At 63.9% G+C, this 17,130-nt stretch carries 15 protein-coding genes; 9 read left to right on the top strand and 6 right to left on the bottom strand.

From position 1 onward, the window contains the following. Positions 1-47: 47 nt before the first annotated feature. On the bottom strand, positions 48-992 hold the full coding sequence (locus BT179_RS01320) for a SphA family protein (RefSeq protein WP_072394320.1): 945 nt from the start codon (positions 990-992) through the stop codon (positions 48-50). Positions 993-1,196: 204 nt separating this feature from the next. Between BT179_RS01320 and BT179_RS01315 the strand changes: the two genes are divergently transcribed. The 7 genes from BT179_RS01315 (at position 1,197) to BT179_RS01285 (ending at position 10,703) form a co-directional block, all read left to right on the top strand. Further along, entirely contained in the window at positions 1,197-2,237 is a 1,041-nt protein-coding gene (locus tag BT179_RS01315; protein WP_072394323.1) for an AraC family transcriptional regulator, read from the top strand. A gap of 111 nt (positions 2,238-2,348) precedes the next feature. Continuing rightward, positions 2,349-2,966: a transcriptional repressor LexA gene (gene lexA / locus BT179_RS01310; protein ID WP_072394326.1), complete on the top strand. Its 618-nt coding sequence runs from the start codon at positions 2,349-2,351 to the stop codon at positions 2,964-2,966. Continuing rightward, a complete protein-coding gene (gene imuA / locus BT179_RS01305; protein WP_072394329.1) occupies positions 2,966-3,595 on the top strand; it encodes a translesion DNA synthesis-associated protein ImuA in 630 nt (209 codons plus the stop codon). The genes lexA and imuA overlap by 1 nt, the downstream gene beginning before the upstream one ends. A gap of 7 nt (positions 3,596-3,602) precedes the next feature. After that, the gene (locus BT179_RS01300) at positions 3,603-5,018 is read left to right on the top strand and encodes a Y-family DNA polymerase (RefSeq protein WP_072394331.1); all 1,416 of its coding nucleotides are present in this window, start codon (positions 3,603-3,605) and stop codon (positions 5,016-5,018) included. Then, the gene (locus BT179_RS01295) at positions 4,994-8,092 is read left to right on the top strand and encodes an error-prone DNA polymerase (protein WP_165887607.1); all 3,099 of its coding nucleotides are present in this window, start codon (positions 4,994-4,996) and stop codon (positions 8,090-8,092) included. Before BT179_RS01300 ends, BT179_RS01295 begins: the two co-directional genes overlap by 25 nt. Positions 8,093-8,225: 133 nt before the next feature. Continuing rightward, positions 8,226-10,337 carry an ATP-binding protein gene (locus BT179_RS01290; RefSeq protein WP_072394337.1) on the top strand — a complete coding sequence of 704 codons (2,112 nt, stop codon included), beginning with the start codon at positions 8,226-8,228 and terminating at the stop codon, positions 10,335-10,337. Positions 10,338-10,433: 96 nt separating this feature from the next. After that, positions 10,434-10,703: a hypothetical protein gene (locus tag BT179_RS01285; protein ID WP_072394797.1), complete on the top strand. Its 270-nt coding sequence runs from the start codon at positions 10,434-10,436 to the stop codon at positions 10,701-10,703. A 68-nt stretch (positions 10,704-10,771) separates the two neighbouring features. Here the strand turns inward: BT179_RS01285 and BT179_RS01280 are convergent, their stop codons facing one another. Then, positions 10,772-11,293: a DUF4142 domain-containing protein gene (locus BT179_RS01280; RefSeq protein ID WP_072394341.1), complete on the bottom strand. Its 522-nt coding sequence runs from the start codon at positions 11,291-11,293 to the stop codon at positions 10,772-10,774. A 216-nt stretch (positions 11,294-11,509) separates the two neighbouring features. Here BT179_RS01280 and BT179_RS01275 point away from each other — a divergent pair, with 216 nt between their 5' ends. Further along, positions 11,510-11,746, top strand: a complete 237-nt coding sequence (locus BT179_RS01275) for an HP1242/YdcH family protein (RefSeq protein WP_072394344.1) — start codon at positions 11,510-11,512, stop codon at positions 11,744-11,746. Between the two features lie 67 nt (positions 11,747-11,813). Here the strand turns inward: BT179_RS01275 and BT179_RS01270 are convergent, their stop codons facing one another. From BT179_RS01270 to BT179_RS01255, 4 genes are all read right to left on the bottom strand, one after another. After that, positions 11,814-12,677 carry a LysR family transcriptional regulator gene (locus BT179_RS01270; protein ID WP_072430441.1) on the bottom strand — a complete coding sequence of 288 codons (864 nt, stop codon included), beginning with the start codon at positions 12,675-12,677 and terminating at the stop codon, positions 11,814-11,816. 63 nt (positions 12,678-12,740) lie between these two features. Next, the gene (locus tag BT179_RS01265) at positions 12,741-14,459 is read right to left on the bottom strand and encodes a hydrogenase maturation protein (protein WP_072430442.1); all 1,719 of its coding nucleotides are present in this window, start codon (positions 14,457-14,459) and stop codon (positions 12,741-12,743) included. A 210-nt stretch (positions 14,460-14,669) separates the two neighbouring features. Further along, a complete protein-coding gene (locus BT179_RS01260; RefSeq protein WP_072394353.1) occupies positions 14,670-14,987 on the bottom strand; it encodes an SCP2 sterol-binding domain-containing protein in 318 nt (105 codons plus the stop codon). A gap of 52 nt (positions 14,988-15,039) precedes the next feature. Then, the gene (locus BT179_RS01255; RefSeq protein ID WP_072394357.1) at positions 15,040-15,750 is read right to left on the bottom strand and encodes a histidine phosphatase family protein; all 711 of its coding nucleotides are present in this window, start codon (positions 15,748-15,750) and stop codon (positions 15,040-15,042) included. Between the two features lie 229 nt (positions 15,751-15,979). Between BT179_RS01255 and sohB the strand changes: the two genes are divergently transcribed. Next, positions 15,980-17,011, top strand: coding sequence for a protease SohB (gene sohB / locus BT179_RS01250; RefSeq protein WP_072394361.1), 1,032 nt, complete (start codon positions 15,980-15,982; stop codon positions 17,009-17,011). Positions 17,012-17,130 lie beyond the last annotated feature (119 nt).

Genomic DNA, 17,130 nt, shown 5'->3' with positions numbered 1-17,130 from the left:
CTCGCTGTGGCGAGCGGGCAAATCCCAGCGGCGGTGACCGACGACAATCAAAGCTCGAACGGAATGCTGATCTTGGCCCAGAGCATCTCGCCTTCGGGTCGGTTTTGCACGTCGAACTCCTTGGCCCAGCGGATCTCGGCGCTGGCGTACTTGAGAAAGGTCAGGTGCAGCGCCGGGCCGATGGCGAATACCTGGCCGCGCACCCCATCGTCCACGTCCTGTCCGGCGAACTGCACGGTGCGCCCGTACTGTTTGTCGTCGGTGGTCTGCTTGAGGTAATAGCCGTTGAGCCCTAACCGCAGGTTATCGGTCAAAAGGTAACTGACGGAATAATCGAAGTGGAAGATCTGCCCCGAGCGGTAGTCGGTGTCCTTGTTCTCACGGTTGAAGCTGTAGGTGGTCTTCATCGACACCTCGGTTCTCTCCGTGGGCAGCCAGGTGAAGGAGAACAGCGGCTTGTAGGTGTAGAAGTTGGTGCTGGTGTTGGCCAGGCGATCCGGGCTGTATTCGCCGGTCGGCACAGTGATTTCCACCGCGGCGGCCAAGGTCAGGTTCTTGCCCATGTCCCACAGCACGATGGGGGAAATGGTGGTATCGCCCATGCTTTCCCGGGTGTCCTGCAGGCCGAACACCGAGACTTCCTGCTTGAGCCAGGGCTGGGCGACATAGATCCCGAACCGTCCGCCTGCCACCCGTAGCGGGCTCAGGTAGTCGATACGCGGCACCACCGCCGTGGATTCGATCTCCACATCGGGGACTTCGCCGCCCAATGAGCTGATGTTGAATTTCCGGGCCTTGTAGTGGTTGTAGTACAGGTTGAACGCGAACATGTGGTCGGGAAGGTTGTCGACGTCCAGCGGCAACACGAAAAAACCATCGGTGCCGGTGCCGATGTTATCGACGCCGGTCTCAGTGGCCTGGGCCGGGAGGGCGCTGGCGCAGGCCAGGCCCAGGGTCATTTGCAAGGCGAATCGCGTGCGGATCGGGTTCATGGGCGAGCTCGTTATTATTGTTGGGGTGCACCGAAAGTCCGAGCCATAGAAATAAGCCGTTCGTCATCGAGAGGGCAGGGTATTGGCGGCCACACAGGGGACTTGGGCGGCCACATTTCGTATCCCCCATTGCATCAGCTCATGCTAACGTTCATGAAACAACCGGTTACAAAAACGCCTCCTAACGTGCTCCGGACCCCGCCCATGCAGAAAGTCATCGACCCTACCTACGAATTGGCACTGGTATCGCCATTCCTGTTGCAGACCCTGGCCGAAGTCGTGACGGACAAAGGCTTCGATGCGGCCGGCCTGTGTCGCGGGCTGGGGTTCGGCCTTGACGATCTGCAGGACCCTGCCCAGCGTATTTCCTATCGCCAGGCCGCCCTCATGATCCAGCGGGCACTCAAGCTATTGCCGGACCAGGGGCTGGGCCTCTGGGTCGGCGATCGCAATGTGTTGGGCACCCTGGGCCTGCTGGGGCATGTCCTGTCGCTGTGCGAAACCCTGCGCGATGCCTTCGCCCTGGGGGTGCGCTACCAGCACACCACCGGCGGTATCGCGGTGACCAGTGTCGAAGAGGCCCCGGGCCGGATCATGGTCGAGGCGAGCTGCCGGTTGCCTTTCGCCGAGGTCCAGGTGTTCGCGGTCGAGGAGTTCTTCGCCAGCCTGATGGTCTATGGCCGGGCACTGGCGGGAGCGGATTTCAAGCCCGAGGCCGTGGAGTTCATGCATGCCGCACCGTCCTATGCCACGCAGTACCAGCGGATCCTGGGACCGGAGGTGCGTTTCGGTTGCCGCTACAATCGCATGCTCATCGATGTCCGCTGGCTGGACGTGCGCCTGCCCAACCATCATCCGTTGGCCTTGCGCCAGGCCCTGGCTTTGCTGGAGCAGGAGGCCACCGAGGTCCACCGCAAGATCGACCTGATCCAGGCCGTGGAACGGGCCATCGCCCGGGACCTGACCCGGGGCAGTCACATCGAGAAAATCGCTGGGGACCTGAACATGAGCAGTCGTACCCTGCGTCGGCGCCTGACCGAACACAGCCTGACCTTCGAGGCCTTGCTCGAACAGGTGCGTCGCGGCCGGACCCTGAACCTGCTGGCCAATCCCGAACTGTCCATCGAGCGGATCACCGAGGAAGTCGGTTACAGCGATGTGCGCAGCTTCCGCCGCGCCTTCCGGCGCTGGACCGGCATGAGCCCCAGCGCGTTTCGCAGCGAAGGTGCCGAGGCTCGGCTTTGAGTCCTGCCGCTGGGGCACTGCTTTCGCAGGGGGCCCGCAGAAGGTTGGCACGGGTGTCGATGGTGTGAACTGACTGGCGGCGCTTGTCAGGAAAATCCCGCAGGAGTACAAATGTACTCCATGACGACTCTCACTCCTCGCCGCGCCGCCATCCTGACGTTCATCCGCGACCGTATCGCCGATCAGGGCCAGCCTCCCAGCCTCGCTGAAATCAGCGAGGCCTTCGGCTTCGCCTCCCGGAGCGTGGCGCGCAAGCATGTGCTGGCGTTGACCGAAGCCGGTTTCATCGAAGTCAACCCACACCAGGCCCGGGGCATCCGGTTGCTCAACCAGTCGCCGCGTCCCGAACTGCTGGACGTGCCGGTGCTGGGACGAGTGGCTGCCGGCCTGCCCATCGGCGCCGATGCCGAAGTCCATGACCGTCTGATGCTCGACCCGGCGATATTTTCCAAGGCCCCCGATTACCTGCTGCGGGTCCAGGGTGACTCGATGATCGGGGACGGCATTCTCGACGGCGACCTGGTGGGGGTACAACGCACGCCCCAGGCCTCCAACGGGCAAATCGTGGTAGCCCGGCTCGACGGTGAAGTCACCATCAAGCGCTTCGAGCGAGTCGGCGAACAGGTGCGTCTGTTGCCACGCAACCCGGCCTATCAGCCGATCATTGTCGAAGCCGACCGGGACCTGGCCATCGAAGGGGTGTTCTGTGGCCTCTTGAGGCAAGGCTGATGGGCGCGGTCGTTGCGCTGGATACGCTGTTCAATGGCGGCCAGGTCTGGAAGGGCCGGCCTGCGCCGCCGGCCGCCAGTCCACAGCCCACCGGCCATGCCGAACTGGACGCGGCATTGCCCAGTGGCGGCTGGCCGGAGTCAGCGCTGACGGAGATCCTCCTGGCCGCGCCGGGGGTCGGTGAGATGCAGCTGGTATGGCCGACCCTGGCCCGACTGTCGGCGGCAGGGGAGCGGATCGTGCTGGTGGCGCCGCCGTTCGTGCCTTACCCCCAGGCCTGGCAGAACGCCGGAGTCGACCTGCGCCAGTTATCGGTGATCCGGGCCGATGAGCGCGATGCCCTGTGGGCCACCGAACAGTGCCTGCGCTCAGGCTGTTGTGGCGCGGTCCTGTGCTGGCCCCGCCAGGCCGATGACCGGGCCCTGCGCCGTTTGCAGGTGGCGGCGGAAACCGGCCAGACCCTGGCGTTCGCCTGGCGCTCGATCCAGGAAGCCGTCAATCCGTCCCCGGCGGCCCTGCGCATTGCCATCGATGCCCGGCCCGGGCAATTGCGCGTGCTCAAGTGTCGCGGCGGGCTGGCCCGTCCGGCGCCGATAGCCTTTACCCCGTACTCACCAACAGAGCATTGAGGTTGCGATGCGCTGGGTCTGTATCCTGTTTCCACAATTGGCGCTGGACGCCGCGCTGCGTCAGCGCCCCGATCCCGAGGAGCCCCTGGCCCTGCTGAGCGGTCCCGCCCAGCGACGTGTGCTGCGCGCGGTCAACGAGCCCGCCCGGGCCCTGGGCCTGCGTCCCGGCCAGAGCATGACCGCCGCCCAGGCCCTGAGCAAAGGCTTTGCCACCGCCGAATACGACGCGGCACAGATCGAACACTGGCAACAGTTCCTGGCAGCCTGGGCCTACCGTTTCAGTTCCCAGGTCAGCGTGCACTATCCGCGCACGGTGCTGTTCGAGATCGAGTCGAGCCTGGGCCTGTTCGGGACCTGGCCGGTATTCGAGGCCCGGTTGCGGGCCGAGCTGACCGAACTGGGCTTTCGGCATCGCATCGTCGCGGCTCCGAACCCGGTGGCGGCTCGGGTTCTGGCCAATGCCTATGACGCCCTGGTGGTACCCGATGGCGAGACCTTGCAGGCATACCTGGGGCAGATGCCGGTGGACCGCATCAGCCTGGCGCCCGATGTCGCCACGGCCTTGTCGCGTATGGGCCTGCGTCGCCTGAGCCAAGTCCAGGCCTTGCCCCGGCACACCCTGGCGCGTCGCTTTGACGCCCAGGTGCTCAAGCACCTCGACGCCCTGGTGGGCAGTCGTACCCTGGCGCTGTCGTTCTACTTGCCGCCGGACCGCTTCGACGTGCGCATCGAGCTCAACTATGACGTCCAGTCCCATCAGGCGTTGCTGTTCCCCTTGCGTCGATTGACCGGTGACCTGTCGGCTTTCCTCTGTGGCCGCGACAGCGGCGTGCAGCGGTTCGACCTGCATCTGGAGCACGCCGGGCTGGCGGACACGGTGATCAAGGTCGGCCTGCTCAGCGCCGAGCGGGACCCTTCGATGCTTTTCGAGCTGGCCCGTGGCCGATTGGAACAGGTGCAGGTCCAGGCCCCGGTGCGCGGCTTTCGCTTGTGCGCCGAAGATCTGCCGTCATTCGTCCCCCAGCGCCTGGAACTGTTCGACGAGCGACCGCAGCAGTCACTGCCCTGGGAACAGCTGCGTGAGCGGCTGCGGGCGCGGCTGGGCGATGAGGCGGTGCTGGGCCTGGGGTTTCGTGACGATCATCGACCCGAGTGCGCCTGGCAGATGAGTCCTCAGCCCCGCGTCGAGGCCTGCCCCGTGGGCGCGCAGCGTCCCGGCTGGTTGCTGGACGAATGCCAGATGCTGTCGGAGAGCCAGGCCCGCATCCTCATGGGGCCGGAACGCATCGAGTCCGGTTGGTGGGACGGTGCCGATGTGCGTCGCGACTACTACCTCGTCGAAACCCGTGCTGGGCAACGAGGCTGGGCCTATCGACCAGTGGGCGAGGGCGGGCCGCTGTGGCTGCAGGGCTGGTTCGCATGACTGTCGAATACGCCGAGCTGCATTGCCTGTCCAACTTCAGTTTCCAGCGCGGCGCCTCCAGCGCCCTGGAGCTGTGTCGGCGCGCCAAGGAGCAGGGCTATCGGGCCCTGGCGATCACCGACGAATGCACACTGGCCGGCATCGTCCGTGCCTGGCAGGCGGCCAGGGAACTGGACCTGCACCTGATCGTCGGCAGCGAAATCCAGGTGGAGCATGGTCCGAAACTGGTGTTGCTGGTGGAGAACCTGGAGGGCTACCAGGCCTTGTGCCGGTTGATCACCCGCGCCCGGCGCCGCAGCGAGAAGGGGCGCTATCGCATCGTGCGCGAGGATTTCGACGAACCCTTGCCCGGGCTGCTGGCCTTGTGGGTCCCCGATGGCAACGATGCCGAAGCCCAGGGCCGCTGGCTCCAGTCGATCTTTGCCGGTCGCTTGTGGCTATCGGTGCAGTTGCACTGCGGGCAGGACGACCGCCAGCGCCTGGCGGACTTGCTGGCCCTGGCCGGGCGCCTCGGGCTCGCCGCTGTCGCCACGGGCGACGTGCACATGCACGTGCGTGGCCGTCGGGCCTTGCAGGACACCATGACCGCCATTCGTTACCACGTCACGGTGGCCGAGGCCGGGCAGCGCCTGCACCCTAACGGTGAGCGCCACTTGCGCAGCCGCAAGGATCTGGCCGGGCTCTATCCCCGCGCCTTGCTCGATGAAACCCTCCACATCGCCCGGCGTTGCACGTTCGACCTCGGTCAACTGCGTTATCAATACCCGCATGAACTGGTTCCCGAGGGCCATGACCCGACATCCTGGTTGCGCGAGCTGACCGAGCGGGGCATGCGCAAGCGCTGGGGGGGCGGCGTGAATGACAAGGTCCGGCGGCAGATCGAGACGGAGCTGGAGCTGATCGCCGAGCTGGGCTACGACAGCTACTTCCTCACCGTGCAGGACATCGTCAGCTTCGCTCGGGAGCGGCACATTCTCTGTCAGGGGCGCGGTTCGGCGGCCAACTCGGCGGTGTGCTATGCCTTGGGCATCACCGAAATCGACCCCGGCCGGACCAACCTGCTGTTCGAGCGATTCCTGTCCCGGGAGCGCAATGAGCCGCCGGACATCGATGTCGATTTCGAGCACGAGCGTCGTGAAGAAGTGCTGCAATACGTGTTTCGCCGTTACGGTCGCCATCGTGCGGCGTTGACGGCAGTGGTCAGCAGCTACCACGGTGCCGGGGCGGTACGGGACGTCGCCAAGGCCCTGGGCCTGCCGCCGGACCAGATCAACGCCCTGGCCGACTGTTGCGGGCGCTGGAGCGACGAAGCGCCGCCGCTGGAGCGCTTGCGCGAGGGCGGTTTCGACCCGGACAGTCCGGTGCTGCAGCGGGTATTGGGGCTGACCCGGCAACTGATCGGATTTCCCCGGCATCTGTCCCAGCACCCCGGCGGCTTCGTGATTTCCGAACAGCCCCTGGATACCCTTGTACCGGTGGAAAACGCCGCCATGGCCGAGCGCACCATCATCCAGTGGGACAAGGATGACCTGGACGCGGTCGGGCTGCTCAAGGTGGATATCCTGGCCCTGGGCATGCTCAGTGCGATCCGGCGGTGTTTCGACTTGATCGAGGGGTATCGGGGGCAACGCTACACCCTGGCCAGCCTGCCTCATGACGATAAGGCTACATTCGACATGATCAGCCGCGCCGACACCATCGGCGTGTTCCAGATCGAGTCACGGGCGCAGATGGCCATGTTGCCTCGGCTCAAGCCCAAGGATTTCTACGACCTGGTGATCGAAGTGGCGATCGTGCGCCCCGGTCCGATCCAGGGCGGGATGGTTCATCCGTACCTCAAACGCCGCAATGATGAAGAGCCCGTTACTTACCCTTCACCGGAACTGAAGACGGTCCTTGGGCGCACCCTGGGCATTCCGTTGTTCCAGGAACAGGTCATGCAGATCGCCATCGTCGCGGCCGACTACACCCCCGGCGAAGCGGACCAGTTGCGCCGCTCCATGGCCGCCTGGAAACGTCACGGCGGCCTGGAGCCCCACCGGGAACGCCTGGCTGCCGGGATGAAGAAAAACGGTTACACCGCTGAATTCGCTGCGCAGATTTTCGAGCAGATCAAAGGCTTCGGCAATTACGGCTTTCCCGAATCCCATGCCGCCAGTTTCGCGTTGCTGACTTACGCCAGCAGTTGGCTCAAATGCCACGAACCGGCGGCATTCGCTTGCGCCCTGATCAACAGCTGGCCCATGGGTTTCTACAGTCCGGACCAGATCCTGCAGGATGCCCGCCGCCATCAATTGCAGATCCGTCCGGTGGACGTGCGAGCCAGTGATTGGGATTGCAGCCTGGAACCTCTGGAAGGTCGGCAACCGGCGATCCGCATGGGCTTGCGCCAGATCAAGGGCTTTCGTGAGGAGGACGCCCGGCGTATCGAAGCGGCTCGCCGACAGCGGGCTTTCGGTGACGTGGCCGATCTGGGCGAGCGCGCGCAACTCGATACCCGGGCCCTCGAACAACTGGCCGACGCCGGAGCCTTGCGCGGCCTGGCCGGTGATCGTCATCGCGCTCGCTGGGAAGTGGCCGGAGTGCAGAAACAACTGGGTCTGTTTGCCGGTTTGCCCAACCAGGAAGAGCCGCCGGTGAGTCTGCCCAAGCCATCGGTGGGGGAAAATCTGTTCGCCGACTACGCGACCCTCGGCACCACGCTGGGGCCTCATCCGTTGGCTTTATTGCGCCCCGAACTGCGTGCCCGCCGCTGTCGCAGCTCCCGGGAGTTGCAGGAGGTGGAGCATGGGCGCAACGTCAGCGTCGCCGGCCTGGTGACCGGCCGCCAGCGTCCCGGCACGGCCAGTGGCGTGACCTTCGTCACCCTGGAAGATGAATTCGGCAATCTCAACGTGGTGGTCTGGCGCGACCTGGCGGAGCGCCAGCGCAAAGTGCTGGTGGGGTCGCAGTTGCTCAAGGTCGATGGGCGCTGGGAAAGTGTCGGCGAGGTCCGCCACCTCATCGCCGGGCGCCTGAGCGACTTGACCGGGCTGCTGGCAGGCATCAACGTGCGTAGCCGCGATTTTCGCTGAGTTCCCTCGCTACCCCAATCGGCGATGGCACCCCGGCATGAAACCAAACGCCATCCTCGTGCTCGAAGCTCTGAGCACAAGGGGCTCGCGATACGCCGATTCCCAGCAGCTATTCGAGGTTCAGAGTCGACCCATGCAGTTCTTATCCCAGCCTCATGGATGTCCCGGGTGGGACGGTGAAATGGCCCGGCGTATCCGGGCGTTCGATTGGAGCCGGACCGAGCTGGGCCCTATCGAACAGTGGTCCGCCAGCCTGCGCAGCGCTGTGCAGATATTGCTGGCGTCGCCCTTGCCGATGGTCATGCTATGGGGACGCCAGGGCTTCATGATCTACAACGATGCCTACGCCGAATTCGCCGGTGGGCGTCATCCCTACCTGTTGGGCTGCGCGGTGGAACTGGGCTGGCCGGAAGTGGCCGAGTTCAATCGCCACGTACTGGATGTCTGCCTGGCCGGCGGCACGCTGTCCTACCGCAGCAAGGAACTGGTCCTGCTGCGTGACGGCAAGCCCGAAGACGTGTGGATGGACCTGTTCTACAGCCCCGTTCCGGACGATGACCAGGCCCCGGCCGGCGTGCTGGCGATTGTCGTGGAAACCACCGAGCTGGTCCTGTCGGAGCGGGCCCGCCAGGAGGCGGAACGCAGCTACCGCGCGGTCAACGAACGCATCCAGCTGGCCCTATCGGCCGGGCCGCTGCTGGGCTCGTTTGTCTGGGACGTCCAGGCCGACACCCTGTCCGGCGACGAGCGTTTTGCCCGTACGTTCAACTATCCGCCAGACACGCCGTTGGAAGCATTGCCCATCGATATTGCCCGGCAGCGTATCCACCCGGATGACCTCGATGAGCTCAACCAGCGGGTCGAACTGACGTTGCGCACCGGAGCGCCTTTCAATGCCGAATACCGGGTACGAGGCCCTGGAGGCGACGACCTGTGGGTGCAGGCCAGCGGTCGATGCGAGTTCGATGCCTCGGGCGCCCCCCTGCGTTTTCCCGGCGTGCTGATCGACATCAACGAACGCAAGACCGCCGAAGCGTCCCTGCTCAGGTTCACGCGTGACCTGGAGCAGCGGGTGGCCGACGAGGTCCAGGCGCGACTGGCGGCTGAAGAGCAGTTGCGCCAGTCCCAGAAGCTGGAGGCCATTGGCGGACTCACCGGCGGTGTGGCCCATGACTTCAACAACCTGCTGCAAGTGATCGCCGGCAACCTGCACCTGCTGGCTCGCCACGAGCCGGACAATCACAATGTGCAGCGCAGGATCAGCGCCTCCATCGAGGCGGTGGAGCGGGGCGCCAAGCTGTCTGCGCAACTGCTGGCCTTCGCCCGTCGCCAGCCCTTGTCACCGGCGGTCTACAACCCCCGGCGCATCTACGACGACCTGGGTGAATTGCTGCAACGGGCCCTGGGCGAGACCATCCGGATCGAAGTGACACTGCCCGACGAACCCTGGTGCATTCACGTGGACCGCAACCAGCTGGAAAACGCCTTGCTGAACCTGGCGATCAACGCCCGCGATGCCATGGACGGCGAGGGCACCATCCGGATACTGGGCGAGAACATCGTGCTCGACGAATCGTCCTGTGCCGGCAAAGGCATCGGCGCGGGGGACTATGTGCGATTGTCGGTGATCGACAGTGGCATCGGCATGCCACCGGAGATCCTCAGCCAGGTATTCGAGCCGTTCTTTACCACCAAGACCGATGGTCAGGGCACCGGGTTGGGGCTGAGCATGGTGTTCGGCTTCGTCAAGCAAAGCGGTGGCCATATCGAGATCGCCAGCGACCCGGGCAAGGGCACGCGGGCGCAGATGTATTTCCCTCGCAGCTACCAGCCTGAAGCCGGCGAGCAGACGCACCACTACTCGCTGCAGCCCGGCAGGCAGGAGACGATCCTGGTGGTGGAAGACAATGACGCGGTGCGCAGTGCATCGGTGGAGTTGCTGGAACAGTCCGGCTATCGAACCCTCACGGCCGCCAATGCCGATGCCGCCATGAAGTTGCTGCTCGAGGGGGTCAAGGTGGACCTGATCTTCACCGACGTGGTCATGCCAGGCCTGATCAAGAGTTCCGACCTCGCGGCCTGGGCCAAGGTGCAGACCCCGCCGGTGCCCGTGCTGTTCACGTCAGGCCACACGCGGGACATCATCTCGCGCAACCATCAACTGAGCCCCGATACCCATCTGCTGAGCAAACCCTACGGGCCGGATGCGTTGACCCGGATGGTCCGGTCGCTGCTAGGCGGCTGATGCTGCCCGCACAAACAAATGGAACCGAAGCCGTTGCGTTCCCTTCGAATGAACAAGGCCGGTCATCGACCCGGCCTCTGCCATGAAGAGGTGTCCATGAACGACGATCGCGCAAACTCTCAGCAACAAGGTCAGACGCAGACTCCGTCGCCGCGCAATGATCCGGCCATCGATCCCCAGGTGCCCGGCGCCAGCCCGGTCAGCCCGGCTGGAGCGGACCAGGCCCAGAGCGCCGCGGAGGAGGTCGATCAGAAAAAACGCCACCAGGATAACGACAACACCTTCAGCCCGGGTTTCAAGCCCGATCCTGACCGGCCGAAACCCGGCGACAGCACCGACGCCGATATCGACACCGACGGCGGCTGATCGAGCCGCGCAAAAAAAGGGTCGCCCTCAATGCGAGGACGACCCTTCTTTATTCACGGCTAGGAAGCCTACTTGCTGGGGTGTGCGGCCTGGAGTTTCTTGGCCATTTCCAGGTGGTGCTGCAGGTCCGGCAGCATCTTCTGGGCGAACGCCTTGAGTTCGGTATTACCGGCTTTCTTGTCGTCGGTCACGGTCTCGGCTTCTTTCTTGAACAGGGCGATGGTTTCTTCGTGGGCCATGACCTGGTTGTTGGCATAGGCGGCGTCGAAGGACTCATCGCGCACTTCAAGGATCTTGGCCTTGGCCTTCTTCATGAGGGTGGTTTCGTCCGGCACCTCGATGTCGTGTTTCTTGGCCAGCGACATCAGCTCCTGGTTGGCCTTGGTGTGGTCGGCGATCATCTTGTTGGCGAACTCCTTGATGTCCGCCGAGGCACTTTTTTGCAGTGCCAGCTTGCTGGTCTCGATTTCCGCAATGCCACCGGCCGCCGCGTTGTCGACAAAGTCATTGGAACTCGCGGCCCATGCCATGCCCATGCTGGTACTCAGGGCAACTGCCAGGCCGAGTTGACGCAGGGTAAATCCGTCCATAGGTATGTCTCCGAACAGGTTGTACAAGTGATCTTGATGTCACTGTTCAATGGAGAGCGACACGAGGCCAAAGGTTTGATTGCAAAGCGCTACGGTACGACGAACGGTCACCGTCGGTCGGATTGGCGGTCGACAGAACCCGCTTGTGGAGGCCATCCTGATAATCGACGAGCGCCGCAAAGGCGTTTGCCACCGAACCACCAAAGGAGGTGTTCCATGCCGGTGCCCCATGATTTGTGCCAGGATCTTGCTTGCACAAAAGACGAGATCCAGCAGAAGCGCAGCGAGAATCCAAGGTTGAATTCGTTGATTGAAAAGTACTCCCGACTCGACGCCGAAGTTGTCGAGGCCGAGAAGCCGACATCTGCGGGAATGCCTGACACAGACCTGGAAATCCTCAAGAAGGAGCGACTGATGATCAAGGACGAAATCGTGCGGCACTTGAAGACATAATCTGGTGGCGAGGGTTGTACTCCATAGGGCCGCGTAGCGGCCCTTTCCACGTCTGCACCGCAATGCTTCAGGTCAGCGGATCCCAGCGCTGGGACCAGTCGCTGCCGGCCCTGACGATGCCCCGCAGCACTTCGAACGCTTGTTGTAGCGCCGCCGAATCCCGATCCCGGGAATAGATCAGGTAGGTGGGGTAGTTGAATTCCGGCGCCTTGGGGACCCGCTCAAGGATGCCGCTGTCCAGGTAGCTCTGGACCACGCGTGTGCGGAAGTAGCCGCTGCCGCCGTTCTCCAGGATGTATTGCAGGGCCAGGGGGCCGAGGTTGAAGGTGACGGCGGCCTTGGCCTTGTCCGGCAGGGCCGTGTCGTGCTGGCGTCGGAAGTCGCTGCTCCAGTCGATGTACACGTAGGGCTCGGGGCAACTGGCCAATTGCACCAGGATCAGTTTTTCCTCCAGCAGCTGTTCCACCTGCAGCCGTGGCCAGTACTCGGGCTGATACACCACTGCCGCGTCCAGCAGGCCCAGTTCCAGTTGCTGCAACAGTTTTTCACCGTCGCGGATGTCCATGCGCAAGGCATGTCCGGGGATCCTCTGGCGCAGTTCCCGGGCCCAACCGAGCATCAACGGATTGCACAGGCTGACCTCGCCGCCAAGGTGCAGCACATTGCGATAGCCCTCGGGCAACGGCAGGTCCCGGCGAGCCGCCTCCCAGGTCTGCACCAGTTGATTGGCGTAGACGACGAATGCCTCGCCGTCGGGGGTCAGGCGTGCGCCGGCGCGATTGCGCACGAACAGCGCGCAGCCGAACTGGCTTTCCAGCTTCTGGACCCGGGCGGTGATCGCCGTCTGGGTGACATGCAACTTGTCCGCCGCGGCGGCGAGGCTGCCGTGACGGACGATTTCCAGGAAGGTACGGGCGAGGTCGATGTCCATGTTCAAGCCGATGCAGGGGAAGCGGGCATTGTAAGAGCTGGCCCGCTTCCCCGATACCGGCAGTCACCGGGCGGCTTCGGCCTCTGTCGCCCGGGCCCATGGCGCGACCAGGCGCTCAGGCGTACCGCAGGCCTTGCGCTTGAACACGAAATGCCGGCATTTCTCGGCGAAGCCGCGGCGATTGCCCACCATGTCGCGGTGCATTTCCTTCAACTCGCCGTCACGACACGCCTGGATCGCCGGCAAGCTCCGTTCGGCCTTGCGGACCCGGATGGCCTCATACGCCGGATCGAGCCAGGCGCCGTTGGCCCGTTGCAACAGCCACAGGCCGAACTCGTCGGGGCAGCGCGGACCGATTTCCTGGACCATGCCATAACGCAACGCCTGCCGGGCGCTGATGGGCAGGCACTCCTGGGTCAGCTTCCAGGCCATGTCCGGGCCGACCGCCCGGGGCAGGCTGTAGGTCCAGTATTCGGAGCCGTAGAGGCCCATGGTCGCGTAGTGGGGATTGAGCACGATGTCGCTGCGCGCCAACACGATATCGGCCGCCAGGGCCAGCATCACGCCGCCAGCCCCGGCATTGCCCGTCAGGCCGCTGACCACCAGTTGCCGGGCGCTCAGCAACTCCAGGCAGACATCATCGATGGCCTGGATGTTGGACCAGGCCTCCAGGCCGGGGTCGGCGGCGGCCTGGATCACGTTCAGGTGCACACCGTTGGAAAAGCTGCCGCGTCCGCCCCGGATCAACAGCACCCGGGTATCCCGGGACTTGGCCCAGCGCAGAGCGTCTATCAGCCGCCGGCATTGTTCGGTGCTCATCGCGCCGTTGTAGAACTCGAACGTCAGCTCGCCTACGTGGCCGCATTCGCGATAACGGATGGGTTGGTAGGCCTCGTCGCTGAAGGGTCGCCGGGCCAGCGAGCCGTCCAGCACCGGGACGTCGTCCAGCTGCCCGGCCAGCACATGGCGCGCCGGTCGCTTGAAATTCTGTTCGCCGGGCTGCGGTTTGCGGCGCAGGGAGCCGATCCACAGGCTCGCATCACCGGTGGCTACCAGCACCGCATCGTCACGCACGGCCAGCAGCGCGCCAGGCAGGCCTCGGCGGACATCCGGATGGGCGTCGTAGAGATAGAACTGGCCACCGGCCAGGCTTGCCAGCACGCCTGGCTGACCGTCGGCGGCATCGATGCAGCGTTTGATGAATGCGGTGCTGTCATGCCAGCTGAAGGTCCGGTCGTCCTGGGTCATGTTCGGTTGCAGGCGGCCGACCACGTCACGGCGGTTGTAGTCCAGGGGCACCGGGACGAAACCATTGCCGAACTTTTCCACGACCTCTCGGATACAACGGATGGCCGCATCGCTCACCAGGCCGTTGTACAGTTCGGACTTGCGCAGGCCTTCGGGCAACTTGAACTCGCTGGTGGCCCAGATCGGTCCGGCGTCCATTTCCTCCACGGCCTGCAATGCCGTCACGCCCCAGCGTTCGGCTTGCCGCATGATGGCCCAGTCCAGGGCGCTGGCACCGCGATCGCCGACAATGCCAGGGTGGATGATCACCACCGGACGGCGGGCGTTGCGCCACAGCCGTTCCGGCACCCGGTCCTTGAGAAACGGGCAGATCACCAGGTCGGCGCGGCTCTCTTCGATTAGCCGGCATACCGTGGCGTCATCGCTGAACAGCACCACGCTGGGGCGATGACCGGCCTCGCGCAGGTCCAGCCAGGCGCGTTGGGTCAGGCCGTTGAACGCGGTCGACAGCACAATGATCTTCAGTGCGGGCATGGGTCTCTTTCCTTGAGATGAACGGGCACAGGCTCCCGATGAGCCGTCCCTGGCCTTGATGGAGGCGTCAAGTTAGCGGCTGAGGGGCGAGGGTGAACTGACGAGGATCAAGGTTGTGTGCCTTGGGAGACTCGGGAAGGCAGAAACACGAATCCCGCCTGGGGGCGGGATTCGTTGGCAGCCGGGCAGCGCCCGCGAGGGCGCCTGGTCTCAGGCCGGGAACAGTTCGGACAGCTTCATCGACAGCATCATGTCGCCTTCGACGCGCAGCTTGCCACCCATGAAGGCCTGCATGCCGTCGGTTTCGCCGCTGACGATGCCCTTGAGGGTTTCGCTGTCCATGACCAGTGTGCAGTTGGCATCGGCGTTTTCACCTTCCTGCAATTCACAGGTCTGGTTCTTGACGATGAGGGCGTACTGCTTGTTTTCATCGGTGATGTTGAAACCGAACACCAGGTCCAGGCCTTTGGCGGCTTCGGCGTTGAACTTGGCTTTCATCTTTTGTACGGCGTCGACTACGGAGGTCATGGTTTCGATCCTTATTCGGGTGGATACAGCAAGGGTCTGCGGTAACTCGACCTCAACGAAAGGTGATGAGGTCCGGGGTCCTCAACAGTTGCAGGTGGGCATGACTGTTGAAGGAAGCCAGGGCGACCTCGCGCCCCCTGAATTTCAGGTGGTTGAGCGAGGTGTTGACGATTTGCCAATTCAATTCGAAGGCCTGCGGGGCAGGGATCCGGGTGATCAGGTGAAGCAGGGCGGTGATGGTGCCGCCGGAGGTGAACACGGCGATCTTGTGGCTGCTGTCGGCCTGGTCCAGGAGGCGGTGCAGGCCGGCCTGGACCCGTTCCACGAACCCCAGCCAGCTTTCCAGCCCGGGTGGGTCGTATCGGCCGCTGAGCCAGCGCTCGACGATCAAGGCGAAGATGCGCTGGAACTCGGCGCGGTTCTGTGGGGCGTTGCGCAGGATGTGGAGCGCTTCGGGTTCCTGGGGGAGCATGTCCGGCAGCAGGGCGCGAATCACCGCGTCGGCGTCGAACTCGTTGAACGCAGCGTCGATTTCCAGCTCGGGAACCGGCAAGCCCGCGGCGGACATCCGGCCCAGCGCGCCCGTGGCGGTGTCCTGCTGACGACGCAGGTCGCCCGAGAGGCAACGGTCGAATACGACACCGAGTTCCGCCAGGTGACTGCCGAGCACTTGGGCCTGGCGTACGCCATTGGGCGAGAGGACGTCGTAGTCGTCCGCACCAAAGGAGGCCTGGCCATGTCGAATCAGGTAGATGCTGCCCACGTCCGCGTCATCCCGGTACGTTGAAGGTCTGGCGAGGTTATGAGGATGGCGGTGAGCTGTCAATGAAAAAACATACGCTTGTTTGAAATGCCCGTTACAGCCTTGTCCAGCCTCGTCTTGCGTAAGGTAACCATAGGTTTCCCGGCTGGCAGCGACGCGGGTGCATGGGTATGCTGGGAGCGTCTGGTATCCGCCTGCGAGCGGTGGGTTGAATCTATTAGGAGTCATCGTGGAGTTTTTTATCGAATACGCCGGTTTCCTGGCCAAGACCGTGACGCTGGTGATCGCCATACTGGTGGTATTGGCCAGTTTTGCAGCCCTGCGCAGCAAGGGTCGGCGCAAGACGGCCGGTCAGTTGCAGGTGAGCAAACTCAACGATTTCTACAAAGGGTTGCGTGAGCGCCTGGAGCAGACGCTGCTGGACAAGGATCAGCTCAAGGCCCTGCGCAAGAGCGAAGGCAAGGCTGACAAGGCGAAGAAGAAACAGAAGGACAAGCCCGCCACCAAGGCCCGGGTCTTCGTGCTGGACTTCGACGGTGATATCAAGGCATCGGCCACCGAGAGCCTGCGGCATGAGATCACCGCGCTGTTGACCCTGGCGACGCCCAAGGACGAAGTGGTGTTGCGCCTGGAGAGCGGTGGCGGCATGGTCCACAGCTACGGCCTGGCCTCTTCGCAACTGGCCCGGATCCGCCAGGCCGGCATACCGCTGACGGTGTGCATCGACAAGGTCGCGGCCAGCGGCGGCTACATGATGGCCTGTATTGGCGAGAAGATCATCAGCGCGCCTTTCGCCATTCTTGGCTCCATTGGCGTCGTGGCCCAGTTGCCGAACGTCAATCGCCTGCTGAAGAAACATGACATCGACTTCGAGGTCCTCACCGCCGGTGAATACAAGCGCACGTTGACGGTCTTTGGCGAAAACACCGAGAAAGGCCGGGAAAAATTCCAGCAGGACCTGGACATCACCCACCAGCTGTTCAAGCGCTTCGTGTCCAGCTACCGCCCGCAACTGGCCATCGATGAAGTCGCTACCGGTGAGGTCTGGCTGGGTGTCGCGGCGTTGGACAAGCAACTGGTGGACGAACTGAAGACCAGTGACGAATACCTGGCCGAACGGGCCAAGAGCGCCGAGCTGTATCATCTGCACTACGCCGAACGCAAAAGCCTGCAGGAGCGTATCGGCATGGCCGCCAGCGGTTCGGTGGACCGGGTACTGCTGAACTGGTGGAGCCGTCTTACCCAGCAGCGTTTCTGGTAACTCCCCTTACCGCCGATCGTCGTGGGGGCAGGCTCGCTCCTGCGCGGGGCTGCTGCTCATCGCGACCACAATGAAAAAGCCCTGACCCGGTGTACCGGGTCAGGGCTTTTTTTATCGAG

The organism is Pseudomonas sp. NFACC43, from assembly GCF_900119645.1.
Taxonomy (GTDB): Bacteria; Pseudomonadota; Gammaproteobacteria; order Pseudomonadales; family Pseudomonadaceae; genus Aquipseudomonas.
The sequence above is the reverse complement of the archived record's forward strand: the minus strand, read 5'-3'. Positions and strand labels throughout refer to the sequence as shown.